At 72.7% G+C, this 25,097-nt stretch carries 24 protein-coding genes and 1 tRNA gene; 6 read left to right on the forward strand and 19 right to left on the reverse strand.

Going from position 1 to position 25,097, the window contains the following annotated elements; genetic code table 11:
• Nucleotides 1-174: 174 nt before the first annotated feature.
• Nucleotides 175-723 (forward strand): MarR family winged helix-turn-helix transcriptional regulator, encoded by a 549-nt coding sequence (locus ACLIN4_RS12820; protein ID WP_179342501.1) that lies wholly within the window; start codon nt 175-177, stop codon nt 721-723.
• On the opposite strand, the gene ACLIN4_RS12825 is transcribed toward ACLIN4_RS12820, so the two are convergent.
• From ACLIN4_RS12825 to ACLIN4_RS12875, 11 genes are read right to left on the reverse strand one after another with little or no spacing between them, the layout of a single operon-like run.
• The gene (locus tag ACLIN4_RS12825) at nt 702-1,748 is read right to left on the reverse strand and encodes an aromatic ring-hydroxylating oxygenase subunit alpha (RefSeq protein WP_107478246.1); all 1,047 of its coding nucleotides are present in this window, start codon (nt 1,746-1,748) and stop codon (nt 702-704) included. The two genes, ACLIN4_RS12820 and ACLIN4_RS12825, sit on opposite strands and share 22 nt — an antisense overlap.
• A 1-nt stretch (nt 1,749) precedes the next feature.
• Nucleotides 1,750-1,977, reverse strand: a complete 228-nt coding sequence (locus tag ACLIN4_RS12830) for a recombinase-like helix-turn-helix domain-containing protein (RefSeq protein ID WP_100048119.1) — start codon at nt 1,975-1,977, stop codon at nt 1,750-1,752.
• Between the two features lie 18 nt (nt 1,978-1,995).
• Complete coding sequence (locus ACLIN4_RS12835) at nt 1,996-2,946, reverse strand: PDR/VanB family oxidoreductase (protein ID WP_289903104.1); 951 nt, start codon at nt 2,944-2,946, stop codon at nt 1,996-1,998.
• 14 nt (nt 2,947-2,960) lie between these two features.
• The gene (locus tag ACLIN4_RS12840) at nt 2,961-4,592 is read right to left on the reverse strand and encodes a thiamine pyrophosphate-binding protein (protein ID WP_411575798.1); all 1,632 of its coding nucleotides are present in this window, start codon (nt 4,590-4,592) and stop codon (nt 2,961-2,963) included.
• A gap of 9 nt (nt 4,593-4,601) precedes the next feature.
• Entirely contained in the window at nt 4,602-5,393 is a 792-nt protein-coding gene (locus tag ACLIN4_RS12845) for an SDR family oxidoreductase (RefSeq protein WP_411575799.1), read from the reverse strand.
• Nucleotides 5,394-5,422: 29 nt separating this feature from the next.
• A complete protein-coding gene (locus tag ACLIN4_RS12850; RefSeq protein WP_289903102.1) occupies nt 5,423-6,175 on the reverse strand; it encodes an SDR family oxidoreductase in 753 nt (250 codons plus the stop codon).
• A complete protein-coding gene (locus ACLIN4_RS12855) occupies nt 6,168-6,689 on the reverse strand; it encodes a cupin domain-containing protein (protein ID WP_290012938.1) in 522 nt (173 codons plus the stop codon). The genes ACLIN4_RS12850 and ACLIN4_RS12855 overlap by 8 nt, the downstream gene beginning before the upstream one ends.
• Before the next feature lie 5 nt (nt 6,690-6,694).
• A complete protein-coding gene (locus ACLIN4_RS12860) occupies nt 6,695-7,498 on the reverse strand; it encodes an alpha/beta fold hydrolase (protein WP_289903101.1) in 804 nt (267 codons plus the stop codon).
• A complete protein-coding gene (locus tag ACLIN4_RS12865) occupies nt 7,495-8,295 on the reverse strand; it encodes an aspartate dehydrogenase domain-containing protein (protein ID WP_382087578.1) in 801 nt (266 codons plus the stop codon). Before ACLIN4_RS12865 ends, ACLIN4_RS12860 begins: the two co-directional genes overlap by 4 nt.
• Nucleotides 8,292-9,293 carry a VOC family protein gene (locus tag ACLIN4_RS12870; protein ID WP_382087581.1) on the reverse strand — a complete coding sequence of 334 codons (1,002 nt, stop codon included), beginning with the start codon at nt 9,291-9,293 and terminating at the stop codon, nt 8,292-8,294. The genes ACLIN4_RS12865 and ACLIN4_RS12870 overlap by 4 nt, the downstream gene beginning before the upstream one ends.
• A 23-nt stretch (nt 9,294-9,316) precedes the next feature.
• On the reverse strand, nt 9,317-10,804 hold the full coding sequence (locus tag ACLIN4_RS12875) for an aldehyde dehydrogenase family protein (RefSeq protein WP_107478242.1): 1,488 nt from the start codon (nt 10,802-10,804) through the stop codon (nt 9,317-9,319).
• Between the two features lie 344 nt (nt 10,805-11,148).
• Between ACLIN4_RS12875 and ACLIN4_RS12880 the strand changes: the two genes are divergently transcribed.
• Entirely contained in the window at nt 11,149-12,549 is a 1,401-nt protein-coding gene (locus ACLIN4_RS12880; RefSeq protein WP_107478241.1) for an MFS transporter, read from the forward strand.
• A gap of 77 nt (nt 12,550-12,626) precedes the next feature.
• Here the strand turns inward: ACLIN4_RS12880 and ACLIN4_RS12885 are convergent, their stop codons facing one another.
• A complete protein-coding gene (locus ACLIN4_RS12885) occupies nt 12,627-13,640 on the reverse strand; it encodes a helix-turn-helix transcriptional regulator (protein WP_411575800.1) in 1,014 nt (337 codons plus the stop codon).
• 100 nt (nt 13,641-13,740) lie between these two features.
• Between ACLIN4_RS12885 and ACLIN4_RS12890 the strand changes: the two genes are divergently transcribed.
• Both ACLIN4_RS12890 and ACLIN4_RS12895 read left to right on the forward strand, forming a co-directional pair.
• Complete coding sequence (locus tag ACLIN4_RS12890; RefSeq protein ID WP_107478239.1) at nt 13,741-14,115, forward strand: VOC family protein; 375 nt, start codon at nt 13,741-13,743, stop codon at nt 14,113-14,115.
• A gap of 133 nt (nt 14,116-14,248) precedes the next feature.
• A complete protein-coding gene (locus ACLIN4_RS12895) occupies nt 14,249-15,358 on the forward strand; it encodes an LLM class flavin-dependent oxidoreductase (RefSeq protein WP_289903096.1) in 1,110 nt (369 codons plus the stop codon).
• Here ACLIN4_RS12895 and ACLIN4_RS12900 read toward each other — a convergent pair.
• Nucleotides 15,334-17,331, reverse strand: a complete 1,998-nt coding sequence (locus ACLIN4_RS12900; RefSeq protein WP_307652768.1) for a putative bifunctional diguanylate cyclase/phosphodiesterase — start codon at nt 17,329-17,331, stop codon at nt 15,334-15,336. The two genes, ACLIN4_RS12895 and ACLIN4_RS12900, sit on opposite strands and share 25 nt — an antisense overlap.
• Before the next feature lie 302 nt (nt 17,332-17,633).
• Between ACLIN4_RS12900 and ACLIN4_RS12905 the strand changes: the two genes are divergently transcribed.
• Nucleotides 17,634-18,992 carry a M6 family metalloprotease domain-containing protein gene (locus tag ACLIN4_RS12905; protein ID WP_289903094.1) on the forward strand — a complete coding sequence of 453 codons (1,359 nt, stop codon included), beginning with the start codon at nt 17,634-17,636 and terminating at the stop codon, nt 18,990-18,992.
• 72 nt (nt 18,993-19,064) lie between these two features.
• Here ACLIN4_RS12905 and ACLIN4_RS12910 read toward each other — a convergent pair.
• From ACLIN4_RS12910 to ACLIN4_RS12935, 6 genes are all read right to left on the reverse strand, one after another.
• A tRNA-Lys gene (locus ACLIN4_RS12910) sits at nt 19,065-19,138 on the reverse strand.
• Nucleotides 19,129-19,740, reverse strand: coding sequence for a bifunctional DNA primase/polymerase (locus ACLIN4_RS12915; RefSeq protein ID WP_107478237.1), 612 nt, complete (start codon nt 19,738-19,740; stop codon nt 19,129-19,131). The genes ACLIN4_RS12910 and ACLIN4_RS12915 overlap by 10 nt, the downstream gene beginning before the upstream one ends.
• 112 nt (nt 19,741-19,852) lie before the next feature.
• Nucleotides 19,853-20,203, reverse strand: a complete 351-nt coding sequence (locus ACLIN4_RS12920; protein WP_100049188.1) for a hypothetical protein — start codon at nt 20,201-20,203, stop codon at nt 19,853-19,855.
• A gap of 150 nt (nt 20,204-20,353) precedes the next feature.
• The gene (locus ACLIN4_RS12925; protein WP_381941316.1) at nt 20,354-21,922 is read right to left on the reverse strand and encodes a pectate lyase family protein; all 1,569 of its coding nucleotides are present in this window, start codon (nt 21,920-21,922) and stop codon (nt 20,354-20,356) included.
• 418 nt (nt 21,923-22,340) lie between these two features.
• Entirely contained in the window at nt 22,341-23,072 is a 732-nt protein-coding gene (locus tag ACLIN4_RS12930) for a maleate cis-trans isomerase family protein (RefSeq protein WP_100049186.1), read from the reverse strand.
• Complete coding sequence (locus ACLIN4_RS12935) at nt 23,069-23,938, reverse strand: aspartate/glutamate racemase family protein (protein ID WP_290012928.1); 870 nt, start codon at nt 23,936-23,938, stop codon at nt 23,069-23,071. The genes ACLIN4_RS12930 and ACLIN4_RS12935 overlap by 4 nt, the downstream gene beginning before the upstream one ends.
• A 186-nt stretch (nt 23,939-24,124) precedes the next feature.
• On the opposite strand from ACLIN4_RS12935, the gene ACLIN4_RS12940 reads away from it, so the two are divergent.
• Nucleotides 24,125-25,090, forward strand: a complete 966-nt coding sequence (locus tag ACLIN4_RS12940; protein ID WP_107478236.1) for a D-2-hydroxyacid dehydrogenase — start codon at nt 24,125-24,127, stop codon at nt 25,088-25,090.
• Nucleotides 25,091-25,097: the final 7 nt, after the last annotated feature.

The following is a 25,097-nucleotide window of genomic DNA, read 5'->3' on the forward strand; positions in this document are numbered from 1 at the left end:
GCCGGAGGCGGCCGATGGACACAGCCCGGACGGCTGGGAGGCGAACCACGCGGTGCTCGCACACCTCGCGGAACACCGGGTGCCCTGGCGGGCCTGAGCGTCCGTCCCGTGCCGGGTCGCGGTTTCCCTCAGGGCTAAGATTTCAACACCGAACACGTGCCGCGAGGGGAAGACATGGCTCAGGGCAGGGCGGCGAAGCGGCCGGACGCCGTGGCGGGGATCGTCGAGGACTGGGCGCGGGAGCGGCCCGAGCTGGACACGTCGCCGCTGGAGGTGCTGGCCCGGCTGCACCGGTCGTATCTCCAGTACCAGTCGCGGATGACCTCGCGGCTCGACGAGCACGGACTGTCCGTCGCCGGGTTCGACGTGCTCACCGCGCTGCGCCGGGCCGGAGCCCCGTACCGGCTGACCGCAGGGCAGCTCGCGGACTCCGGGCTGATCTCCTCCGCGGGGGTGACCCTGCGTCTGGACCGGCTGGAGAAGGACGGCCTGCTGGTGCGCGAGCGGGACGCCGGTGACCGGCGGGTGGTGTACTCGCGGCTCACCGAGGCGGGGCTGGCGAAGGTGGACGAGGTGTTCGCCGAACACCTGGAGAACGAACGCCGGATGCTCGACGGGCTCTCACCCGCCGAGCGTCGTCAGCTGGGCCGTCTGCTGTCCAAGCTGGAGCGTTCCATCGTGGACTCCGACGACATCCCCGCTCAGCGCGCCGAGACCGGCTGAGCCGCCGGGACCGGCTGAGCCTTCGACTGCCGCCCGGCCTGCGCCTGGTAGAGGCGGCGCAGGCGGACCACGCCCAGGTCGTGCTGGTAGAGGTTCTCCCGCTGGTCGGCGTCCGCGGGCATGCTTTCGAGGATGACGCGGTCCTGCTCCAGGACCTCCCAGTGGCGGGCCTCGATCAGGGTCTTGTAGAGGAACCGCCAGGTGTCGCGCTGCCAGTCGCTCACCTTGCGGTAGCGCCAGAAGAAGACGCCGGTGCGTCCCGCGTCCACCGGGCAGGCCATGCCGACGATGCCGAAGGGGCCGCCGGGGCCCGCCGACGGCGGGTAGGGGATGGACAGGTCGACCCAGTCGACGCCGGTGTGGCACAGCTCGACCCAGTCGAAGTTGACGCCCCGCTGGTCGGTCTTCTCGAAGAAGTAGCCGCGCTCGGTCTCCCGGATCCGGAACTTGGCGGACGTGTCACCGGCGAACATCGTGTGCGACTCGGAGTGCAGGAACGCGCCGTGCATCGGGTCGAGCAGGTTCTCCATGGCGAACCGCCACGGCACGTTCCACTCGGCGTAGCAGAGGAACGCGGAGATCTCCTCGTCGGCCAGCGGTTCGGGGAGGGCCAGCTCCACCGGCTCCGGGTGCTCCTCGTCGCCGAAGTAGGCGAGGATCGCGCCGCCGGCCTCGCGCACGGGCAGCGAGGTGACGAGGGTCTTGCCCTCCAGGTTGCAGCCGGGCAGGCCGGGCACCGAGGTGACCGTGCCGGCGCCGTCGACCTCGACGCCGTGGTACCAGCAGGCGACCCGGTCGCCGAGGTGCTTGCCGAGGGACAGGGGCGCCCCGCGGTGGGGGCAGCGGTCGGCGAGCATGGAGAGCGCGCCGTCGGACTTGCGGAAGAGCAGCCAGTTCTCGCCGAGGGCCGTCACCCGGCGCATGCCGCCGGGCTCGACGAAGCGGGACGGCACGACGGGGTGCCACTGGTTGCGCAGGCCGTGGGCGTAGATGTGCTCGGCGGTGTCGCGGGTGGAGAGGGTCATGTCAGGCTCCCAGGCGGTGCATCTCGGCGCGGAAGGACTCCTCGGTCCAGGGTTCGCCCGTGGGCGTGCGCAGCTGGCGGGAGTTGAGGCCGTCGATCACGTCGGACAGTTCGTGACCGTCCTTGGTGAAGATGTCCTCGAGGGTGCGCGCGAGCTTGGTCTCGTACGGGGTGGGCTCGTGGTCACGGGTCTGGTGGGGGTCCAGGAAGGGCCAGGTGGTCTCGGGCACGGCGTTCTCCGTCAGTGGTCAGAGGTTCAGGACGAGGCGGTCCGAGGCGCAGCGCGAGACGCAGATCATCATCGTCTCGCCGGTGGCGCGCTCGGCGTCGCTGAGCAGGAAGTCGCGGTGGTCGGGGGTGCCGGCCACGACGCGGGTCTCGCAGGAGCCGCAGATGCCGTCCCGGCAGGAGGAGGTGACGGGGAGGCCCGCGTTCTCGGCGGCCTCCAGGATGGAGGTGCCGGGGCCCACGCTCAGGGTCACGCCCGACGTGCGGCACTCGACCTCGAAGGCGCTGTCGTCGCCGTCGTCGCGTGCCACGGCCGGGGCGGCGAAGCGCTCGGTGCGCAGCCGTCCCTCGGGCGCCGCCTCCTCGACGGCCTTCAGCAGCGGCTCGGGACCGCAGCAGTACACGAGCGCGTCGGGCGGAAGATCCGCGAGGACGCCCGCCACGTCGATGTGCCCCTGCTCGTCCTGCGGTACGAGGGTCACCTCGCCGCCGCCGAGCGCGGCGAGTTCGCCGCCGAACGCCATCGAGGCGCGGGTACGGCCGCCGTGGACCAGCCGGTACGGGATGCCGTCCCGCTCGGCGCGGCGGGCCATGGCCAGGATCGGTGTGATGCCGATGCCGCCGGCGATGAAGACGTAGGAGGCGGCCGGTTCGAGGGCGAAGTGGTTGCGCGGCCCGGCCACCCGCACAGTCTGGCCGGGCCGCACCTTGGTGTGCACGTGGCGCGAACCGCCCCGTGACGCCGGCTCGTTGAGGATGCCGAGCCGGTACGACCCCGTCTCCTCCGGGTCGCCGCACAGGCTGTACTGGCGGACGTGGCCGCCCACGTGCAGGTCCAGGTGGGCGCCCGGGGTCCAGGTGGGCAGCGGCTTGCCGTCCGGGTGGACCAGTTCGACGGAGAGGACTCCGTCCGCCTCCCAGGTCGTGCGGTGGACGAGGAGGTCCAGTTCCTGCTCTTCGGTGCTGCTCATGACGGCGGGCCTCCCTACCGGGCGGGGATCTTGACGGGCGGGGTGAAGGGGTTCTTCATCGGGCCGAGCGCGGCCAGGTCGACCTCGACGAGGGTCGGCCCGTCGGAGGCGACGGCCGCGTCGATCACCTTCGCGGCCTCGCTCGCGTCGCCGATCCGCGCGTACGGGAGCGAGCAGGCGGCGGCGAGCCGGGCGAAGTCGGGGGTGAACAGGTCGACGCCCGAGCGGCGTTCGGTGTAGGTGGCCTGCATGTTGCGCAGCACGCCGTAGCCGCCGTCGTTGAAGACGACGAGGGTCAGCCGGGGCCGTTCCTGGGCGAGGGTGAGCAGTTCGCCGAGGTGGACGGCGAGTCCGCCGTCCCCGGCGATGACCACGGTGGGCTCGTCGGGGCGGGCGAGGGCGGCGCCGATGCCCATGCCGAGGCCCTGTCCGATGCCGCCGCCGCGCGGGAAGACGTTGGCCCGCGGGTCGTGGATCGGCAGGAGGCGGTTGCCCCAGGCCGAGGAGGGGATGGTGACGTCCCGGGCGACGACGGCGCCGCGGGGCAGGGCGGCGGCGAGGGCGTCGCAGACGGCCGCCTGGGGGCCGATGCCGTCGTGCAGGGCGGCCCGCACCTGCTCGCGTACCCGCCGGACCCGGTCCGTCCATTCCGCGTCGGCCGGTACGGCGACCTCCGTGAGCCTCGGCAGGACCGCGCCCGCGTCGCCGTGGAGGGCGTGCGACGCGGGGTACACCCGGCCGAGGGCGGCGGCGTCGACGTCGATCTGGATGTGGGCCTCGGGGAGGCGGAGTCCGTAGTCGGCGGTCTCGTTGGAGCGGAAGTGGGTGCCGACGGTGACGACGACGTCGGCGTCCGCGAGCAGGGCGCGGGCGGCGGGCGTGGTGGCGAAGTTGCCGATGACCTGGTCGTGGTCCTCGGGTACGGAGCCCCGGCCGGAGTTGGAGGTGAGCAGGCCGGCGCCGGTCGTCTCCAGCAGGGCGAGGAGCTGGTCGCGGGCGGTGTTCGCGCCGCCGCCGGCCCAGATCAGCGGGCGGCGGGCGGTGGCGAGCAGCTCGCGTGCGCCGGCCAGCGCGGAGGCGTCCGGCACCGGAACCTCGAAGGCGGGTGCGCTCTGCCCGTCGTCCTCCTGGACCGCGTACTGAAGGTCGATCGGCCACTCGACGCTCGCGGGCCCGCCCGGCGCGGTGAGTGCGGCGGCGGACGCCTCGCGCAGGACGCGGCCCGCGTCCCGGGCGGAGGTGACGGTCGCGGCGTACTTGGACACCGCGGCGAGCATGCCGAGCTGGTCCTTGGTCTCGTGGATGAAGCCGCATCCGCTGCCGAGGTACGCCGACTCGACCTGCCCGGTGATGTGCAGCACCGACGTCCCCGACGCCAGCGCCTCGATCAGGGACCCGGCGGCGTTGCCGGCGCCGGTGCCGGTGGAGGTGAGGGCGCAGCCGATCGAGCCGCGGGCCCGGCCGTGGGCGTCGGCGGCGTTGACGGCGCTCGCCTCGTGCCGCACCGGCACGAACCGCAGCTCCGGGTCGGCCTCGACGGCCTCCACCAGCGGCAGGTTGTGCACGGACACGATGCCGAAGACGGTGTCCACACCGAGGGACTTGAGGTGGGCGGCGAGGAGTCCGCCGCCGTTGTCGTAGCGCATGCGTACTCCTCAGAGGATGCCGCGGCCGACTCCGCCGCAGACGTCGATGCTGGTTCCGGTGATGTAGGAGGCGCGCGGCGAGAGCAGCGAGACGATCGCGTAGGCGACTTCCTCGGCGCGGCCGAGCCGCCCGAGCGCGATGCCCCGGTCGGCGGCGATCTCCGCCTGCCACTCCTCGTAGGTGAGTCCGCTGTCCGCCGCCGCGTGGCGGCGGGTCCACTGGCCGGTGTCGACCAGGCCGAGGCAGACGGAGTTGACGCGGATGCCCTCGGGCGCGAGTTCGCGGGCCAGGGAGGTGGACAGGTTGAGGATGCCGGCGCGGGCGGCGCTCGTCGTGATCAGCCGGGTCTCGGGCTGTTTGGCGAGGACGGCGTTGACGTTGACGACCGCGGCGGCGTCGGAGGCGCGGAGGTGAGCGCGGACGGCCCCCAGAGGGTTGAGGACGCCCGCGAACTTCAGTTCCAGCTCGTCGCGCCAGTCGTCCTCGGTCGTCTCGTCGAGGGACTTCATCCGGGACTGGCCCGCGTTGTTGACGAGTCCGTCGAGCCGTCCGCCGAGACGGGCGGCGGCGTACTCGGCGAAGTCCCGTACGGCGTCGGCGTCCCGGACGTCGCAGACACCGGTGTACAGCCGGTCGGTACCGGCGCCGAGGCCCGCGGCGGCCTTGGCGAGCCGGTCGGCGTCCCGGCCGCAGGTCGCGACGCGGGCGCCTTCCGCGAGCAGGGCGCGGACCGTGGCCAGGCCGACGCCGGAGCTGCCGCCGGTGACCAGGACGGTGCGGTCGGCGAGGCCGAGATCCATGGGTACTCCTAGACGCTGGGGAGGGTGGTTCAGTGCATGGTGAAGCCGCCGTTGACGGCGACCACCTGCCCGGTCAGGTAGCGGGACTCCTCGCCGAGCAGGTAGGAGACGAGGCCCACCAGATCGTCAGGGCGCTGCGGCCGGGGGATCGCGCGGTTCGCCGCGTACAGGGCGTGCCGCTCGGCCGGTACGGTCTCGGTCGCCTCGACCTCGGTGAGGCCCGGCGCCACCGCGTTGACGGTGATGCCCCGCTCGCCCAGTTCGCGGGCCATCGCCCGGGTCAGGGCGAGGACGGCGCCCTTGGAGGCGATGTAGTGGGCGAGGCGCGGGGAGCCGTAGAGGGCGGCGTCGGAGGCGATGTTGACGATCCGTCCGGGGCCGGACATCAGCGGCAGCAGATGCTTGGCGACGAGCCAGGGACCGCGCGCGTTGACGGTCATCAGCCGGTCCCAGGTCTCCACGTCGATGTCCTGGAACTCCTTGCCGCCCACGCCGTTGGCGAGCGCCGCGTTGTTGACCAGCGCGTACACGGGGCCGCCGGGTGCGACACGCGCGGCCAGCGCCTCGACCGAGGCCGGATCGGCGACGTCCAGCGGCACGAACTCGGCCGTGCCGCCCGCCTCGCGGATCGCCGCCGCCGTGCGGGAGCCCCACTCCTCGTTCAGCTCGGCGACGACGACCCGGTACCCGTCGTCCGCCGCCCGGCGGGCCATGGCCTCCCCCAGGCCACGGCCCGCGCCGGTCACGACGACCGTACGGCGCCCGCCGGCCGGGTCAGTCACGGGTGACGCCGTACAGCGGGGAGTACTCGGGGTAGGTCGGCACCTGCGGCTTCTGCGTGCCGATGATCACGCAGAACAGGGCGTCGGTGTCGCCCTCGTTCTTCAGCGAGCGGGTCACGCCGGCCGGCACGACGATCATGTCGCGGTAGCCGAGGGTGCGGTACTCGGTCTCTTCGGGGCCGCGGTGGATGCCGACGCGGACCTGGCCCTCCAGGACGAAGAAGGCTTCCTCGACGTCGTGGTGGGTGTGGGCGGGGCCCTCGGCGCCGGGCGGCAGCAGCATGTTGGAGAAGGTGAAGCCGCCGGAGGGGATGATGCGGCCGTCGTTCTCGTGGTTGCCGGTGGCGCCGGAACCGACGTAGCGGATCTGCGCCCGCTTGTACTGCGGGCCGGCCTTCTCCTGGAAGGAGAGGGTGCCCCAGTCCGGCTCGCGGGAGTCCTTGGAGGCGATCAGGGAGTCGGTGTACTTGGCGAGGTCCCCGCCGTTGTCGTAGTCGGTGGTGGTCAGCGGCATGGTGATCAGCCCTTCGTGGTGCGGGTGTCGGTGACGATGTGCAGGTGGGAGAGCAGCCAGGCGTTGAAGCGCTCGGGCTGTTCCTGGTTGGCCAGGTGACCGGCGTCCTTGACGATCACGTAGGCGGTCTTGTGGAGTCCGCCGGCCAGGACCTGTGAGGCGTCGGGGCCGGTGATCCGGTCCTTCTCCCCGCACAGGACGAGGGTGGGCGCGGTGACCCGGTGGAGTTCGCCGCGCAGGTCGGTGCGGGCCATGGACTCGGCCGCCGACGCGTAGCCGGGCAGCCGGATCGAGTCGGCCATCGTGTCGACGACCCGTCGCACCAGCTCGGGCGGCGCGTCCTGGGACAGGAGCCGGGGCCCGCGCCGCTGAGCGAAGGCGCGCGGGCCGAGGCTCTCCAGTTCCGGGACGCGGGCGCGCATCGCGGCGGCTTTCTCGGGGCTCGTACCGGAGCCGGGGGTGGAGTCGGCGACGGTGAGGGAGGCGACGAGGTCCGGGTGGCGGGTGGCGAGCCGCAGCGCGATCACGCCGCCCCAGGAGACGCCGACGACGTGGGCCTCGGTGTCGCGTGCCCGGATGACCTCTGCGGCGGTGTCGGCGTAGTCGTCGAGGGTGAGGTCGTGCTCCGGGTCGGCCGACCCGGCGTATCCGGGGGCGTCCCAGGCCACCGTCCGGTGGGCGGCGGCGAGCGCCTCGGTCTGCGGGGCGAAGGCGGCGGACGAGGAGCCGATGCCGTGCAGGCACAGCACCAGCGGCCCGTCGTCCCCGTTCTCCTCCAGGTGCAGCCCGGCGGGGTCGTACGCGGTCACAGGATCTGCCCCCGGCGTCCGGCCAGGGCCGCGAGCGAGCGCAGCACGGCGTAGGGGACGACCTGGCTGGTGGCCGGGTTGGCCGCGTCGGGGACGTGGCGCACCTCGAAGCGGTACGCGCCCTGCGGTCCGCTCGCCTCGATGACGTGTGAGGTGTGCGAGGCCGCCGGGTCGGCGACCACCCGTACCCGTACGGCGTCGAGGTCGCCGACCGCCAGGGCCACCGAGGCGGCGACGTTCGTGGACTTCGGGAACTTGACCGGTACGTCGCGTGCGGTGCCGCGCATGACTTCCACGGGGGTGGTCGTGGCCCGCAGCCGGGCGAGGGTCTCCTCGTCCATCCAGGGCTGTTCGAGGGTGGACGGCAGCTTGGTGGTGGTCAGCGTGACCTCGCCGAGCGGTCCCATGGCGCGTACGGCCTGGAGCAGGTCGAGTCCGCCGACCGCGCCGCCGGTGAAGTACACCCGGCCGGGCCCGGCCGCCAGGAGCCGCTTCGACAGTTCCTCGTCGGTCAGCGCTCCGGTGGACGCCACGAGCAGGTCGGTGCCGGACGCGAGGATCGTCTCGCCCCATTCGCGTACGACGCCCTGTCCGGCGGCCTCGACGATCAGGTCGCAGGAGGCGAGGGCCTGTTCCACGGTGAGCTGCGGGGCGGGGACGGCGTCGCCGAGCGGCCGGTTGTCGACGATGCCGACGAGTTCGGCGCCCGGCACGTCGCCCGCGGCGAGCGCGGTGCCGACGGTCCGGCCGATGGCGCCCCAGCCGATGAGGCCGACCTTGCGCGTGTGGGCGTTCATGCCGCGGCTCCTTCGGTGCCGGAGCCGGGGCCGGGGTTCGTGGCGGCGGGCGCGTCCACGGGGGCGACGACCGGGCTGCCGTCGGGCGTGCCCGTCATGTGGGCGCGGATCCGCTTCGACGGCGGGCCGGCCGTGCCCCACAGGTCGGACAGTTCGGGGGTGCGCCGCCACACCTTGCAGATCCAGGTGTCCTCGACGACCTGGGCGACCTCGGTCGTGTACTCGCACACCAGACCGGTGGGGTCGGTGAAGTAGGAGAAGGTGTTGTTGCCGGGGCCGTGCCGGCCGGGGCCCCACTCGGGGGCGATGCCGTGGTGCCGGAGCCGGCCGAGGCCGCGCATGAAGTGGTCGATCGAGGTCATCTCGTAGGCCACGTGGTTGAGGGAGACCCACGGCGCCTGGTTGAAGGCGACGCAGTGGTGGTCGGAGCCGCAGCGCAGGAACGCCATCTGGTGCTCGGACCAGTCCGAGACGCGCATGCCGAGCACGTCGCGGTAGAAGGCGACGGAGGCGTCGATGTCTGGGGTGTTGAGGACGGCGTGGGTGACGCCGACGGGCAGGGAGACGTCCCGGTTGCGTTCGGTGACCGCCCAGGTGTCGGCGGAGAGTTCGACGAGCCGTCCGTCGAGGTCGTGGAAGCGCAGGCCGTAACCGCCGCCGACCTGGTCGAGGGGGCCGGGTTCGGTGACGAGGGCGATGCCGCGGGCCCGGAGGCGGCGGGCGGCCTCGTCGATCTCGGCGGGGGTGGCGAGGGCGAAGACGAGGCGGCCCAGGCCGATCCGGTCGGAGCGGGTCAGGCGCAGGGCGTGGTGCTCCTCGCCGGTGCCCCGCAGCCAGCTCGCGCTGTGCTCGGCCTCGACGACCTGGAGGCCCCAGACCTCCTCGTAGAAGTCGACGGCGTCGGCGAAGTTCGGGGTGAGCAGTTCGACCGAGCGCAGGGCGCGCAGCCGGCCGATCGGGGGGTGGGTCGTGGCGGAGTCGGTCGGGGGGTGGTTCATGGCGGAATCTCCCGAGGGGTGGGTCAGTTGGCCCAGGGCAGGGGCGTGGAGTCGGTGCCCCAGTACAGGGACTTCTGCCGCTGGTAGGCGCGGATCAGGTCGCGGCCCTTCTCGATGCCGAGCCCGGAGTCCTTCATCCCGCCGAAGGGGGTCGAGATGGAGAACTGCTTGTAGGTGTTGATCCAGACGGTCCCGGCCTCGATCCGCCGTCCGAGCCGCCAGGCGGCCCGCGCGTCGCGGGTCCAGATACCGCAGGCGAGCCCGTAGACGGAGTCGTTGGCCTGGGCGACGAGTTCGTCCTCGTCCTCGTAGGGGAGCGCTACGAGCACCGGGCCGAAGATCTCTTCCTGGCAGGCGCGGGCCGAGTTCGGCAGGGAGTCGATCACGGTCGGCAGGTAGTAGGCACCCTTCGCGTAGCGCTCGCCCTCGGGCGCGGAGCCGCCGCACAGGACCCTGCCGCCCTCCTTCCGGGCGAGGTCGACCGCCGCCGCGACGGCGTCGCGGTGCGCGTGGTGCACGAGCGGCGCGACCTGCGTGCCGGGGGACGTGCCCGGCCCGACACGCAGCTTGCGCACCCGTTCGACGAGTTCGCCGACGAAGGCGTCGTAGCGCGAGGCGTGGACGAACAGCCGTGAACCGGCGATGCAGGACTGGCCGCTGGAGGAGAAGATCCCGTACATCACGCCCGCGAGGGCCTGTTCGGTGTCGGCGTCCTCGCGCACGATCGTCGGGGACTTCCCGCCCAGTTCGAGCGAGGCGGGGACGAGTTTGTCGGCGGCCGCACGGGCGATGGCGCGGCCGGTGGTGGTGCCGCCCGTGAAGCCGATCCGGCCGACCAGCGGGTGCCGGACGATCGCGTCGCCCACGATGCGGCCCTTGCCCGGAAGCACCGCGAGCAGCGCGGTGGGCAACCGCTCCTCGGTGAGGACCCGGTGGACCAGGCGCCCGAAGGCGAGGGAGACCAGCGGGGTCCACTCGGCGGGCTTGAGCAGGACCGCGTTGCCGCCGGCCAGGGCGGGGGCGGCCTTCTGGGCGTCGGAGGCGATCGGCGAGTTCCAGGGGTTGACGGCGCCGACGACACCGATCGGTTCGTACGTGCTCATCGTGACGTAGGGGCCGCGCGGGGGTGTGAGCGCGTCCTCGGCCGTCTCCAGGGCGGCGGCCGTGTAGCGGAAGGTGCCCGCGGCGCTCAGCGCGAGGGCGCGGGTCTCGCCGAGGGTCTTGCCGGTGTCGGCGGTCTGGAGGGCGGACAGCGCGTCGGCGTGCTCCTCGATCAGGTCGCCGATCCGGTACAGGACGCGGGCCCGCCGGTGGGGCGGAAGGTCCCGCCACTCGGGTGCGGCGGCGGCCTCGGCGGCGGTGTGCGCGGCCTCGTCCACGTCGGCCGGGGAGGCGGCGTGGACGGTGGTGATGAGGCTGCCGTCGGCCGGGTCCACGGTGTGGATCGGCAGACCGCCACCGCGCCGCCAGCGCCCCGCGATGAGGATCTCGTCGGCTGGGATGCGCGGCATGGGGGCCTCCGGAAAGGGACGGTGCGGGAACTCGCGGACAGGGCGGGGGCGTTGCCCGAGCCGCCGTGTCTAAGCACTAGAAATCTAAGGGCTTAATTAATTGGCCCGCAAGGGACCGCGGCCGATGAATTTTTCGCGACGTCAGGAGTAAGGCTTGCCTAACCTCGGCGGGCTACCGGTAGAACTTAAGCCCTGAGACATTCAGCGCCTACATAACCGGGACCGGCGGCACCGCCCGCCCGGCCCGCTCCCGTCTCGTCCTCGCCGCACCTCTCCAGCACTCATCGCCGCCCGGCACGCGGTTGCTCCGCCGTGCCGTGTGTCCCGGACCGGAGAACACACCCATGACGCTCGACGCAGCCCGCGCCACCCCGGGCCGACAGGACGACTCGGCCGCGCTGGCGGCCTCCATCGGCGCCCGCTTCGAACGCCTGCCGCTGTGCCGCTGGCAGGTGATGGTCCGGCTCGTCGTCGGCGCCGTCACCTTCTTCGAGGCGTTCGACCAGCTCCTGATCGCGTACGCCCTGCCCGACCTGCGCGACGAGTGGCACCTCGGCACGACGCAGGTCACCGCCCTGATGACGGTCGGCTCGATCGGCATGCTGATCGGCGCGCTGGCCTCGGGCAGGCTCGCGGACCGGATCGGCCGGGTGAAGGTCATCGCCGGCTGCATCGCGCTGTCCGGCATCTGCAACCTGGCCCTGACCCTGTGCACCTCCCCCGAACCGTTCATGGCGATCCGCTTCGTCCAGGGCATGGCCATCGGCGGCGAGGTGCCCATCGCGGCCACCTTCATCGCGGAGATCACCCGCGCCCACCAGCGCGGCCGCTTCGTCCTCCTCTACGAACTGGTCTTCCCGGCCGGCCTCACCGCGGGCGCCCTCCTGGCCGCCTGGCTGGTGCCGGTACTCGGCTGGCGCTGGGTGTTCGCCCTGGCGGCCGTCCCCGGCCTGCTGTGCTTCGCCCTCGCTCGCTGGGTACCGGAGTCACCGCGGTGGCTCGCCGACCACGGCAGGCACGACGAGGCCCTGGCGACGATGGCGTCGATCGAGGAGAAGGTCGAGAGGATCACCGGCGCCCCGCTCCCCGACCCCGCCCCGGCGCGCCCCGTCCCGCCCGCGCCGCACAAGAGCGGCCTGCGCGAGTTGCTGACCGGCAGGTACGGCAAACGCACCCTCGTCATCGGCCTGCTGTGGTTCACCGGCTACTTCGCCAACTACGGCATCACGTCCTGGCTGCCCACCATCTACGAGGGCCACTTCGACCTCAGCCTGTCCACGGCCCTCCTCTACTCGACCGTGACGAGCTGCGCGGGCCTGGCCGGCTGCCTGGTCGTCGCCCTCACCGTCGACCGGGTCGGCCGCCGCAACACCGTGATCTGGTGCATGGCGGCCGCGGCACTCTGCCTGCTGCTCCTGGGCCTGCTGGCCGGCGACTCCGCCGAGGGCGTCCTGGCCTGGACGTCCCTGGCCTCGGTCTTCCTCTTCGGCTCCAACATCTGCCTCTACCTCTACACACCGGAACTCTTCCCCACCCGGATCCGGGCGCTCGGCTCCAGCGTGGGCGGCGCGATGAACCGCCTGGGCGTCATCCTCGGCCCGATCGTCGTCGGCGCCATCTACGCGGGAGGCGCCATCGGCACGGTGTTCGTGACCCTGGCCGCCGTCGCCCTCGTCGGCTCGCTGTCGGCTGCGGTCGGGGCGGAGGAGACGAGCGGGCGGACACTGGAGGACGTCGCGCCGTAGCGTGCCGCCACCGAGGCCCGCGGGGGTGGGTGCCTCACGCAACGACGTGAACACTTGCGGCGAATTTGTCCTTGGGCTCACATGAGAGGCGGGTGAATAGTTTCGGCGGAAGTGTTCACGATTGCGGGGCGGTGGGTGTGGGCGATGCGGGCCGCGAGCCGGTGGATCAGCCGGCGGGCCGGTTCCGGAGCGACGACCTCGATGTGGTCGCTGAACTGGAGCAGTTGCCGCACTCCGTCCAGTCCGCCGTACGCCACGGTGATCTCGACCCGCCCGTCCCCGTCCAGCCGGTCACCCACCGTCCGGAGCCGGGCGCCCAGGATGCGGCGGGCCAGGTCGATGCTCCCGGCATCGACGCGCGCCGTGACGATGACGTCCTGCCTGCTCTCCAACGCCTCGCCCAACTCCCGTGCCGTACCGACGAGATCGGCGCCGGGCCGGAGCCGGCGGTCGGCGTCCAGCACCGTCCAGTCCCGCAGGCGGGTGAGGGCGAACATGCGCGGACGCCCGTCCCGGTCGCCCACGAGGTACCACCGCCCGGCCCGCTCCACCAGCCCGTAGGGATCGACCACGAAGTCCTCGGCGGCAGCCGCGCCACTGGGCCGGTAGCCGATGCGCAGCCGCCTCCCCTTCCGCAGGTCCCGCACCAGCGCCGCGACGTCGGGCAGCGGCGTGGCCTCCCCGAACCAGGGCCGGTTGTCGATCGCGATCACGTCCGCCAGCGACAGCGGCAGGTCATCCCGGGCGGGCGGTGGCGACCGGCGCGGCGTGAGCTTGCGCAGCGCCGAGCGGGCGGCCGCCTCGCCGCCGACCCGGCGGGCCCGGTCGGGATCGAGCCCGACGGCCCGCAGCAGGTCCGCCTCGCCGGTCGTCAGCTTCGACAGATCGGCCTGGTCCCCGGGCAGCAGACTGATGCCGCCGTACTTGCCCCGCTCGGTGAAGACGGGGATGCCCGCGTCGACCAGCGCCCGCACATCCCGGAGCACCGTCCGCTTCGAAACCCCCAGCTCCCCGGCCAACGCCTCGGCGGTGGTCCGCGGACGCGCCTGCAACGCCGCCAGCAGCTCGATCAAACGCTGCGGTCGCCCCATGAGCCGCACTCTTCCTCGAACAGGACAGGTCCTGTCATGTTCCCACGCGAGGCTGACACCGACGGCCGGAACCGTCCGGCCCGGAAGGAGCCAGCCACCCATGTCCGCACCGTCCGCACCCAACCTCTTCCTCGTCTACGTCACCGACGCCGAGCGCGCGACCGCCTTCTACACCGATCTGTTCGACATGAAGCCGATCATGGTCACTCCGCGCTACATCCCGTTCGAGGTCGCGCCCGGAGTGGTGTTCGCCCTCTGGAGCGGCCAGAAGGAGCGGCTCGGCCCGCAGACGCCGCGCACCTCGGAGATCGGCCTGATGCTGCCGGGTCCCGCCTCCGCCATCGACGACCTCCACACCGCGTGGACCGCCAAGGGCGCCACCGTGGTCGAACCGCCGCACGACGAGGTCTTCGGCCGCACCTTCGTCGTCGCGGACCCCGACGGCAACCTGATCAGGGTGGCTCCGGTCGACTAGGGACCGTCCGGCGGACGGGCCCCCGCCGGACCCCCGCCGGGGAATAACCGGAGACTGCCTCCTGTTACGTCGCGCAGCGAACGACAGCGCACCACAGCGACCGTGACACCAGAACCACAGGAGGCATCCCATCATGGCCCCAGACGCCGCAGGCGCCGCAGAGGAGATCCGGGGCACCGCCCACGGCACCGCACCCGTCCCCCTCTCCGTGTTGGACCTGGTGACCGTCGGCGCCGGCCGGACCGCCACCGACGCCCTGCGCACCAGCGTGGACATCGCGCGCCTCGCGGAGCGGCGCGGCTTCCACCGGTACTGGGTCGCCGAGCACCACTCGATGCCCGGCGTCGCCTCCTCCTCCCCCGCGGTGATCCTGGCCCACCTGGCGGCCCACACCGACCGCATCCGGCTCGGCTCGGGCGGTGTCATGCTCCCGAACCACGCGCCGCTGGTGATCGCGGAGCAGTTCGGCACCCTGGAGGCCATGGCCCCCGGCCGCGTCGACCTCGGCCTCGGCCGCGCCCCCGGCACCGACGGCGCCACTGCCGCCGCCCTGCGCCGCACCGACCGCCTCAACGAGGGCGCCGACGACTTCCCGCAGCAGCTCGCCGAGCTGATCCGGTTCCTGGACGACGACTTCCCCGACGGGCATCCGTACCGGCGCATCCACGCCGTGCCCGGCCCCGTGCAGGCCACGTCGCCCGGTGGCGTGCAGTCGGCCCACCGGCCGCCGGTGTGGCTGCTCGGCTCCTCCGGCTTCAGCGCCCGGCTGGCCGGCACCCTGGGGCTGCCCTTCGCCTTCGCGCACCACTTCTCCGCTCAGAACACGATCCCCGCGCTGGACCTGTACCGGGAGTCCTTCCGCCCCTCCGCCGTCCTCGACGCGCCCTACGCCCTGATCGGCGTCTCCGCGCTCGCCACCGACGACGAGAAGGAGGCCCGCCGGCAGGTGCTGGCCGCCGCGCTGAACATGGTCCGGCTGCGCACCGGGCGCCCCGGCCTCGTGCCGACGCCCGAGGAGGCGGAGGCGTACGACTTCAGCCCGATGGAGCAGGAGTTCGTCCAGTCCTGGAACTCCAACGTGATCCACGGGACCGCGGAGGAGGTACGGGCCGGCCTCGACGATCTCCGCAAGCGCACCGGCGCCGACGAGCTGATGCTCACCGCCAACGCCCACGGCGGCGACGTGCGCCTGCGCTCCTACGAGCTGATCGCCGACGCCTACGGCTTGCCGGCGCCCGCCTGAATCCCGGCCGCGCCGGGCCCGGCGGCGGAGCCCAGCAGGGCCGAGATGCGGTCCGGCGCCACCGGCCGGGAGTACAGCCAGCCCTGACCTGTGTCGCAGCCGATGCGGCGCAGGCGGGTCGCCTGGTCGGAGGTCTCCACGCACTCGGCGGTGACGGTGAGGCCGAGGCGGTGGGCGAGCTGGACCATCGCCTCGACGATGACCTCGTCGGCCGGGCTCGCCGCGGACGCGCCGGCCCCGGGGGCCGCCCCGGCGTCCGAAGCCCCGGCATCCGCGGGCCCAGTGTCCGAGGGCCCGGAATCCGAGGCCCCGGCATCCGAAGGCCCGGCGTCCGAGGCCCCCGCGTCCGAGGCCCCGCCGTCCCGGCCCGCGTCGTACTGGAAGCCCCGTACGAAGGCGCCGTCCAGCTTGAGCACCGAGACCGGCAGCCGGCTGAGGTAGGCCAGGTTCGAGTAGCCGGTCCCGAAGTCGTCGATGGCGATGTGGACGCCCATGTCGCTGAGCGCCTTGAGGGCCTGGAGCGGACGGCCCGCGGAGCCCATGACCGCCGACTCCGTCAGCTCCAGCTGGAGCAGCTCCGGGGCCAGGCCCGTCTCCTCCAGCGTCGCCGCCACGTCCGCCACCAGGTCGGAGTCCCAGACCTGGCGGACCGCCACGTTGACGCTGACGAAGATCGGCGGGTCGTCCGGGTGGGCCAGCTGCCAGCGCCGCGCCTGCCGGCAGGCCGTGCGCAGGATCCAGCGGCCCAGGGGAACGATCGAACCGTCCTCCTCCGCCAGTGCGATGAACCGATTCGGCGCAAGTACGCCGAACTGAGGATGATTCCAGCGGATGAGCGCCTCGACGCCCCGCACCCGGCCGTCCTCCATGCCCACCAGCGGCTGGTACTCCAGGGCGAACTCGCCCCGGTCGATGGCGGGACGGAGGGTGGCGGCCAGCGCCTGGCGGGTCATGCGGTTGGCGTTGCGTTCGGGGTCGAACAGGGTCCAGCGGGCCCTGCCGTCGGCCTTGGCCCAGTACAGGGTCGTGTCGGCCGCCTGCATCAGGGCGGTCGGCGTGGTACCGGCGGTGTGGCGCTCGACGACGCCGACGGAGGCGGTGACCGAGAGGCGGCGGTCGGAGACCTCGAAGGGCGCCTGGAGGGCCGCCAGCACGGATTCGGCCAGGTCGGCGAGCTGGTCGGTACCCGTGGAGTCCTCGACGAGGAGGGCGAACTCGTCGCCGCCGAGCCGGGCCACCAGCGGGGTGCCGGACCGGGAGTCCGCGGCCTCCTCGGCGCAGCGCGTGAGGCGTTCGGCCACAGCGGCCAGCAGTCGGTCGCCGACCCGGTGGCCGAGGGTGTCGTTGACGGCCTTGAAGCCGTCCAGGTCCAGGTAGCAGAGGCCGATCCGGCCGGTGCCGCCGTGCTCGTACGACTCCGCCTCCAGCGCCGCCGTCAGCCGCTCGAAGAACAGGGCGCGGTTGGGCAGCCGGGTCACCGGGTCGTGCATCTGGAGGTGGCGCAGCCGGGCCTGGAGCTCGCGCCGGGCGCTGATGTCGGCGACCGACAGCAGCAGCCCCGGAGCGCCCTCGGCCTCGGCGAGCGGCTCGACCGTCACCTGCGCCCACAGGGAGCGCCCGTCGGCTCCCTTCAGGCGCCGGGTGCAGCGCAGCCGGGACCGGCGGCCGTCCAGCACCTCGCGGTACGCCTGCCAGGTGCCGGCGTCGGATGCGAGGTCGACGAGGTCGGCGGCGGGGCGGCCGGCCAGCGCTTGCGGGCCGGTGCCCAGCAGGGTGCCCAGCGTGTCGTTGGCGCTGACGACCAGGCCCTCGGTGTCGACGACGGCCATGGCGAGGGGCGCGGCCGTGAACGCCGAACGGTAGGCCGGGGACCCCGCGCACGGCGCACGTGGAGCCAGCTCGGCGTCACTGTCCGTGACGGCGGACCGGTCGAAGTCTGCCGCGGGCGCCGGCCCTTCGGAGGTTCCGTTCACCGCTCGCTCCCGCAGTGCCTCGATCTCTGTTCGTGCTCTGTTCGTGCAGGAAAGTGTGCCGATCATAGAGGCTGACACGAAGCCCTTCCAGCCGCCGCCCCACGCTCCCGACCGGCTGACGCCCGCGCCAGATCGTTTCTGCTCGCACCTGGACGACTTCTTCATGCCCCCGACCAGTTGTGACGTTGCGTAAGTGACTTCCGAGTGCCCCACCGGCGACGTCCGCCGAAATTCGGGACGGCTCACCCATCCGGCGCACGTGAACAGGGCGTAGTACGACAATCACCCACAAGCTGGGTGCGGTGTCCCGTCAACCGCACCCGGAGGTCCATGTGCCGCGCCAGCTCCCCTTGAGGCGACTTCCCCGGGAGGCCCTCGAGGGGCTCGACGCGGACCGCAGGGTGACGGGAGCCGCCCGGCCCAGGTTGCGCAGTACGGCGGCGGTGTGCACCACGATGTCGGCGCTCGCCGCGACCTCCCTGATCACCGCACCCTCGGTCGCCGAGCCCTTCTCCCCGCAGCCCTGCGCCCTCCAGCGCACCGAGGTGCACCACTCCGAGGGACTGAGCACCTGGAACGCCGCGTACCCGAAGCCCGAACGGGCCCTGGACGCGGTGATGGTCTTCCTGTCCTTCCCCGACTCCCAGCCGCTGACCGCACCGGCCGAGCTCGCCGCCGACCACTTCCCCGCCACCACCCGCTTCTTCCAGCGCGCCTCCTACGGCAGGTTCACGCTGCGTCCGCACCCGCTGCCCGGCTGGATCTCCATGCCGCGGCCGTCGACGGCGTACGACATACAGCGCGACTGGAGCCCCGAGCACCGGGCCGCCTACCTGCGCGACGCCCTCGACGCCGCCGACCGGCACGTCGACTTCTCCCGCTACGACATCGTGTACTTCGTCGCCGACCCGGACGCGCCCGGCGTGGACTCCGACGCCACGAAGGTCGTCAACCTGAACACTCCGCTGCGGGCCGACGACACGGACATCCGGCGGGTCGTCACCGTCTTCGAGAACCATCCGCCGGACCGGCTGGTCCTGGCCCACGAGACGGGGCACGTCTTCGACCTGCCCGACCTCTACCACCGGCCCGAGGACGACGAGGGCGACTGGGACACCCACGTCGGCGACTGGGACCTGATGGGCAGCCAGTTCGGACTGGCCCCGGACCTCTTCGGCTGGCACAAGTGGAAGCTCGGCTGGCTGGAGCCCCGGCAGGTGGCGTGCGTGCGGGGCGGCGAGCCGGTCCGTCTGACGCTGGAGCCGCTGGGGGCGGGGCCGGGAGTGGTGGTGACCGGCGCCGCGGGAGCGCCCGCCTTCGGCCTCGGGCGCGGCACCAAGCTGGCGGTGGTGCGCACCGGGACGGACACCGTGCTGGCCTTCGAGGCGCGCGGGCCGGTCGGCAACGACGCCGCCGCCTGCCGGGCGGGGGTGCTGGTGTACCGGGTGCACGGCGGGGCCCGGTCCGGGGACGGGCCGATCGAGGTCGTCGACGCCCACCCGGACACCGAGGCGTGCTGGGAGGAGTCGGTCTACCCTCCCCTCGCCGACGCCCCGGTCGCCCTCGGCGAGAGCTTCACGGTGCCGGGCGAGGGCGTACGGGTCGAGGTGGCGGGACGGACGGCGTCGGGGGCGTGGACGGTGCAGGTCACGCCCGGGTGAGCCGCCCCGTCCGGCTGTCCCTGAGCATGCGAAAAGGCCCCTCACCTGAGTGAGGGGCCTTTTCGTCGTCTGTGCGCCGCCAGGGACTCGAACCCCGGACCCGCTGATTAAGAGTCAGCTGCTCTAACCAACTGAGCTAGCGGCGCCTGCTGACGTCGTAGACCTTAGCATCCTGGTCGGCGGGAGGAAAAATCGAAATCCGCACCGCGGACCGCGCGGCCCTCACCGCCGCCCACAGCAAGATCTCCGGACCCGGCAGCCAGGGCAGGCGCGTGTCCGGCGCCACCAGCCAGCGGGAGCCGGAGCGGGCGGGCTCGCCCGCGGGAGCCGGCACCGTCACCGCGTCGCCGGCGCCGTGGCACAGCAGCGGCGGCACCGCGCCCGTACGGCCGCCCTCCCGGCCCCGCGCACCCCACTCCTCCCACTCCAGCAGCGACGGCAGCCGCTGGGCCGTGCCGGGCGCGGCGAACAGGAGCATCCGCCCCCGGAACTCGGCGACGGGGCCCGAGCCGGGCCCTTCGTCCCACAGGCGGTCCAGCATCCGGCGGCCGAAGATCGCGGGGGCGCTCACCACGTCGAAGGCGGAGCCGCAGGGCAGGACGACCGGAGCCTCGGGCCGTTCCTCCCAGAGCGCGAGCGTGCTGCGCGGGTACGCGCCCGCCGAGGCCAGCCAGGCGGCGCCGTCGGAGGTGACGTCCGATGCGTGGGGTGCGGCGTTGAGGGTGACGTTGCGCGTGCTGCTGCTCATGACGCATACATCTACCCCGCGTGAGGATCCGGCTCCTGTGGGTTGCGGGAAACCGGGACAGAAGGAGGTGGCGAGGAGTATCTTGCCCACCCGCGCGGCATATGCGCTTGGGCTAGTCGGAGTGATCGTCGCCGCGCATCAGGTCCCGCCCGAACTCCACCATCTTCTTGGCGTAGTCCTCGGTCCACTCGGCCCGCGCGGCGATGTCCGCGGTCGTCAGCCGGTCGAAGCGGCGCGGGTCGGCCAGCTGGGCCGCCGCGATCGCCTGGAACTCCATCGCCCGGTCCGCGGCCACCCGGAACGCCTGCGTCAGCTCGGTGGCCCGGTCGAGCAGTGCCCGGGGGTCGTCGATCGACTCGAGGTCGAAGAAGTGCTCCGGGTCGGCGGACGCCTCCGCCGGCTCGAAGAGCAGGGGCGCGGGGCGTAGCCGCGGTTCGTTCCGACGCGGCGTGGGCTCCGCCATGTCTTCTCCTCCTCGTACGGTGCGACGGCCCTCCCCGCTCGGGCGGGGGCACCCCGGTGGAGTGGGCCACCGTCCATTGTCCCGCGCCCGCGCAAGTGGGCGTCCGGCCCGACGGACGCCGGGCCGGACGCGGAAGGAGGAACGCCGCCGCTAACCGGCGTAGGTCTCGAACTCGGCGACCTTCGGGGTACCCGACGCGCCGGTGATCTGGAAGGTGATCTTCTCCAGGGAGACCGCCGGGAAGGTGATGACGCCCGCTCCGCTGCCGGAGGCCAGCACGGCGCCGGTGCCGTGGTCGACGACCCGGTAGGAGCCGATGGTGCCCTCGGAGCCGGCCGCCTCCCGGATGTTGATCTTGGAGACGGTGGTGGCGGAGCCCCACTTGACCGAGACGGAGCCGGTGGAGCCGGCCGGCGACCAGTAGCTGCTCATGTCACCGTCCCGGACGTTGCCGTAGCTGGTGCCGTCGGCCTTGCTGGTGCCGTCGGAGCCGGCCCCGATGCTGAGGTTGGTCCCGCCGGGAGGGTCGGTCGGGTCCGGCGGGTCGGTCGGGTCCGGCGTCGGGTCGGTGGGGCTCGGCGTCGGGTCGCTCGGGCCCGGCGTCGGCGTCTGCGGCGAGCAGTTGCCGTCGGAGACCCGCAGACCCTTGCCCGCGCCCGCCGTGCTGCTCACCACGTCGGGCACGCAGGAGGCGTCGTCGAGGGTGTAGGGGTACGGGATGGAGACCGTGGTGTTGGACTGCGGGTCAGGGCCCGCCGGGTTGTTGTCCTCGCCCGGCTCGGACCAGGTCACGTTGTCGTAGATGTTGCCGCTGACCTGCCAGGAGCCGGCCTGGTCGGTGTAGAAGGTGCCGAGGACGTCCTTGGAGTCCTCGAAGTAGTTGTTGTCCACCTTGGCCTTGGCGCCGGCCCGGGAGTTGATGCCGGACTCGTTCAGGCTCTTGTAGTGGTTGTTGTACATGTGGGCGATCCCGCCGCGCAGGAGGGGGGCGCGGGAGTCGATGTTCTCGTACAGGTTGTGGTGGAAGGTGACGTAGCCGTTGGAGCGGTCGCTCTCGCTGGAGCCGATCAGGCCGCCGCGGCCGGAGTTGCGCAGGGTGCTGTAGGACAGGGTCACGTACTTGGTGTCGTCCTTCATGTCGAAGAGGCCGTCGTAGCCCTCCGACTCGCCGCCCGACGCCTCCAGGGTGGCGTGGTCGACCCAGACGTTGCGGACGCCGCTCTCCATGCCGATGGCGTCGCCGCCGTTGGAGGTGGGCGAGCCGGACTTCTTGACGTTACGGACCGTCACGTTCTGGATGATGATGTTGCTGGACTCCCGGATGTGGATGCCCAGCTGGTCGAAGACGGCGCCGTTTCCGACACCGACGATCGTGACGTTGCTGATCTGTTTGAGCTCGATCTTGTCGGCCGCGGTGCTGCAGCTGTCCCCGGACACCTTGGTGGTGTTGCCGTGGTTGATGGTGCCCTCGACCTCGATGGTGATCGGGGTGCTGCTGCTGGCCCGGCCGCACAGGGCCTGGTGGATCTGGGTCCCGGTGGTGGCCCGGACCGTCTGGCCGCCGGCGCCACCGGTCGTGCCGCCGTTCTGGGTCGCGTACCCGGTGGCGCCACTGGCCGCTGCCGCCGCCTCGGGCATCGACAGCACCACACCGGTCGCCGCCGCGACGGCCATCGTGGCCAGCGCGGCGTGGAGTCGCAGCGCGACTGGTCGTCTCATCCTCGGTCTCCCCATTCGTCTTCACATGCCGGAACGAACTAGTTGTCCTGATCATGTCAATCCGACCAGGCGGGAAAGCGCTTTCTCGCCGCGAGAATAGGGGCCACCCCCGGACCTGACAAGGGTTCAGGTAAGTTCACGATGAAGAACACGGCTCTTCCACATGAACATCTGGCCGACGCACCCACCCGCGCTCCCTGCCGATGTGCACCCCGGCCGGAGCTGCGGTACGATCATCTTGCTGCTCAGGGAGGCCAACTCCCCGCGAACGGCAATGCGTTGGTGGTCCAAGGAAAGACGCCCCACTTCCCGTGGGGAAATGCAGGTGCAAGGCCTGCCCAGCGCTCGACGAGAACCCCGGCCCCGCTCAGCGGGACCGGGGTTCTTCCGTGTCGGCCGGGGCCTCCCCGGCCCTGCCTCAGGCCTGCACCACCGGCTCCCGCGTGAACAGCGCGCCCAGTTCCGGGGCGTTGACCCGGCGGTCCGCCAGACGCAGGCCCTCCCAGACGGTGACCTGGTTGGCGGTCAGGACCGGTTTGCCCAGCTCCTTCTCCAGGGCCGGGATGTGGGCCACCGTGTGCAGGGCCGTGTCCGGCAGGAGGACCGCCTCGGCGTCCGGACGGTCGGCGGAGCGGGCCAGGGCCAGCACCTCCGGCTCGGTCCAGGTGCCGACCTCCGCGGCCGTGATGATCCCGGAGCTGACGACGTCGGTCACCTCGATGCCGGCGGCGCCGAGGAAGCCCGCGAAGAGCCGCGCCACGTCGTCCGGGTAGGTCGCGCCGACCGCGACCCGCCGCGCCCCGATCTCCTTCGCCGCGTGCACGAAGGCGAAGGAGGTCGAGGAGGCCGGGAGCCCCGCCGACCGGGCCAGCGCGCGCACCTGCTCCTGGGCGCCCTCCCAGCCGTGCACGAAGCTGCCGCTGGTGCAGGCCCACACCACCGCGTCCGCGCCGGCCAGCCGCAGCTCCTCCACACCGGCCGCCAGCCGCCGCGGTGAGCCCATCTCCAGCAGCGCGTCCACCCGGTGCGCGTCCTCGCCGATGTCCGTGTGCACCAGGTCCACCCGGATGTCGCTGCCCAGGAGCTGCTCGATGCGTGGATAGTCGTCCTCGCCGGAGTGGCCCGGGTACAGGAATCCCAGTGCTGTCATGTCCACCCTTCCTGCTGCTGTTCCGCGTCGGGCGCCTCCGGGACGCCCGGCATGTCCGCCACCGGCGGACCGACCGGACCCGCCACCGCGGGGTCGGCCGGCCCCGGCACCAGGGGGCCGGTGCGCGCCGACGGGTCGGTCAGCGCCTGGTACGGCCCCACGGCACGGGTACCCAGTCGGCGCAGCGCCGCCCACATCGTCACTTGGTTGGCCGAGATCACCGGGATCCGCAGCTCGGCCTCCAGCTGCGGGATGACGTCGTAGGTGGGGAGATTGGTGCAGGAGATGAAGAGGGCGTCGGCCGCGCCCTCGGCCGGTACCGCCCGGCGCGCCATGTCGGCCACGTCCCGGTACGGGACCTTCCAGATGTGCCGGGTCAGCCCCATGAAGGCGCAGCCGGTGACCGCGACGCCGGCCTCGGCGATGTACGCCTCCAGCGCCCGCGTCACCGACACGGTGTACGGCGTCACCAGCGCGACCCGGCGTACGCCCAGCTCGGCCAGCGCGTCCAGGAGCGCGCCGGAGGTGGTCACGGACGGGACCGCGCCCGCCCAGGTCATCGCCTCGCACGTCGCGCGTTCGCCGGCGACGCCGCCGACGAAGCTGCCCGAGGTGCAGGCGTAGGCGACGACCTCGGGCGCGATGGCGTTGAGGGTGCGCACAGCCTCGCCGAGGGTCTCGTGTTCGCTGACCATGCGCGCGAGGTCCAGACTGACCTCGACGGGCACGAAAGGGGTCCGCGTCATGTGCAGCGAGACCTCGTCGGGCACCCATCGCCACAGCTCGCGATCGAGTGCGAAGTCGAACGGGGCGACCACGCCGACCCCGCGTTGCGGAGCTGGTCCGCCCAGAAAGGAGATGTCCATGGCACGCACCGACCTCACACTGTGAGAGGGGAGGACAACGCACCGTACGCACGGCCGTGTTGACGAAGGTAGGTTCTGGTGCGAGCGTGGTCAATCCGCCCGCGTCACCACCAGGTCAACAGCCGGTTGAGTCCACCGTCAACCCGTTCCGAGCACCCCCGCGCGCCCCCGGAGACGAACCCGCCGATGACCACCTCCACGCCCCCGTCCACGCCGACCCTGCTCGTACTGGACGCCGAGCCCCTGCCCCGACTGGGCCGGCTGACCGGCCGGGCGCGGATCGAGCACGCCGACGAGTCGACCCTCGCCGAGCGGCTGCCGCACGCCGACGTGCTGCTCGTGTGGGACTTCACCTCGCACGCCGTACGCGAGGCGTGGCCGGGTGACGGCCCGCGCCCGCGGTGGGTGCACACCGCGAGCGCCGGCGTGGACCATCTGATGTGCCCGGAGCTGGCCGGGTCGGACACGGTGGTGACCAACGCGCGCGGTGTCTTCGACCAGCCGATCGCCGAGTACGTCGCCGCGCTCGTCCTGGCGATGGCCAAGGATCTGCCCACCACGCTGCGGTTGCAGGGCGAGCGGACCTGGCGGCACCGCGAGTCCCTGCGGGTGGCCGGAACGCGTGCCTGCGTGGTCGGTTCCGGACCGATCGGGAGGGCCATCGCCCGGACGCTGAAGGCGCTCGGCATCACGACCGCGCTGGTCGGCCGCACCGCCCGCCCCGGTGTCCACGGGCCCGGCGAGTTGGACCGGCTGCTGGCGCGCGCCGACTGGGTGGTCGCGGCGGCGCCGCTGACCGACGACACGCGCGGCATGTTCGACGCCCGGCGGTTCGGGACGATGCAGCCCTCCGCGCGCTTCGTGAACGTGGGGCGCGGTCAGCTGGTCGTCGAGGACGACCTCGCCGAGGCCCTGACCAGGCGCTGGATCGGGGGCGCCGCGCTGGACGTCCTGGTCCACGAGCCCCTCGCGCCCGACAGCCCGCTGTGGGACGTCCCGGACCTGATCGTCTCCCCGCACATGAGCGGGGACACCGTCGGCTGGCGCGACGAACTGGGCGCGCAGTTCGTGGAGTTGTTCGAGAGCTGGGCGGCGGGCGAGCCGCTGGCGAACGTGGTCGACAAGAAGCGTGGATACGTGCCCGGACACTGACGTCCCT

Source organism: Streptomyces mutabilis (assembly GCF_046628145.1).
Lineage (GTDB): Bacteria > Actinomycetota > Actinomycetes > Streptomycetales > Streptomycetaceae > Streptomyces > Streptomyces mutabilis.

Coding starts and splice junctions, on each gene's coding strand:
- ACLIN4_RS12820 (WP_179342501.1), top strand. CDS start 175: ATGGCTCAGGGCAGGGCGGCGAAGCGGCCGGACGCCGTGGCGGGGATC.
- ACLIN4_RS12825 (WP_107478246.1), bottom strand. CDS start 1,748: ATGACCCTCTCCACCCGCGACACCGCCGAGCACATCTACGCCCACGGC.
- ACLIN4_RS12835 (WP_289903104.1), bottom strand. CDS start 2,946: ATGAGCAGCACCGAAGAGCAGGAACTGGACCTCCTCGTCCACCGCACG.
- ACLIN4_RS12840 (WP_411575798.1), bottom strand. CDS start 4,592: ATGCGCTACGACAACGGCGGCGGACTCCTCGCCGCCCACCTCAAGTCC.
- ACLIN4_RS12845 (WP_411575799.1), bottom strand. CDS start 5,393: ATGGATCTCGGCCTCGCCGACCGCACCGTCCTGGTCACCGGCGGCAGC.
- ACLIN4_RS12855 (WP_290012938.1), bottom strand. CDS start 6,689: ATGCCGCTGACCACCACCGACTACGACAACGGCGGGGACCTCGCCAAG.
- ACLIN4_RS12865 (WP_382087578.1), bottom strand. CDS start 8,295: ATGAACGCCCACACGCGCAAGGTCGGCCTCATCGGCTGGGGCGCCATC.
- ACLIN4_RS12870 (WP_382087581.1), bottom strand. CDS start 9,293: ATGAACCACCCCCCGACCGACTCCGCCACGACCCACCCCCCGATCGGC.
- ACLIN4_RS12875 (WP_107478242.1), bottom strand. CDS start 10,804: ATGCCGCGCATCCCAGCCGACGAGATCCTCATCGCGGGGCGCTGGCGG.
- ACLIN4_RS12880 (WP_107478241.1), top strand. CDS start 11,149: ATGACGCTCGACGCAGCCCGCGCCACCCCGGGCCGACAGGACGACTCG.
- ACLIN4_RS12885 (WP_411575800.1), bottom strand. CDS start 13,640: ATGGGGCGACCGCAGCGTTTGATCGAGCTGCTGGCGGCGTTGCAGGCG.
- ACLIN4_RS12890 (WP_107478239.1), top strand. CDS start 13,741: ATGTCCGCACCGTCCGCACCCAACCTCTTCCTCGTCTACGTCACCGAC.
- ACLIN4_RS12895 (WP_289903096.1), top strand. CDS start 14,249: ATGGCCCCAGACGCCGCAGGCGCCGCAGAGGAGATCCGGGGCACCGCC.
- ACLIN4_RS12915 (WP_107478237.1), bottom strand. CDS start 19,740: ATGAGCAGCAGCACGCGCAACGTCACCCTCAACGCCGCACCCCACGCA.
- ACLIN4_RS12920 (WP_100049188.1), bottom strand. CDS start 20,203: ATGGCGGAGCCCACGCCGCGTCGGAACGAACCGCGGCTACGCCCCGCG.
- ACLIN4_RS12925 (WP_381941316.1), bottom strand. CDS start 21,922: ATGAGACGACCAGTCGCGCTGCGACTCCACGCCGCGCTGGCCACGATG.
- ACLIN4_RS12930 (WP_100049186.1), bottom strand. CDS start 23,072: ATGACAGCACTGGGATTCCTGTACCCGGGCCACTCCGGCGAGGACGAC.
- ACLIN4_RS12935 (WP_290012928.1), bottom strand. CDS start 23,938: ATGGACATCTCCTTTCTGGGCGGACCAGCTCCGCAACGCGGGGTCGGC.
- ACLIN4_RS12940 (WP_107478236.1), top strand. CDS start 24,125: ATGACCACCTCCACGCCCCCGTCCACGCCGACCCTGCTCGTACTGGAC.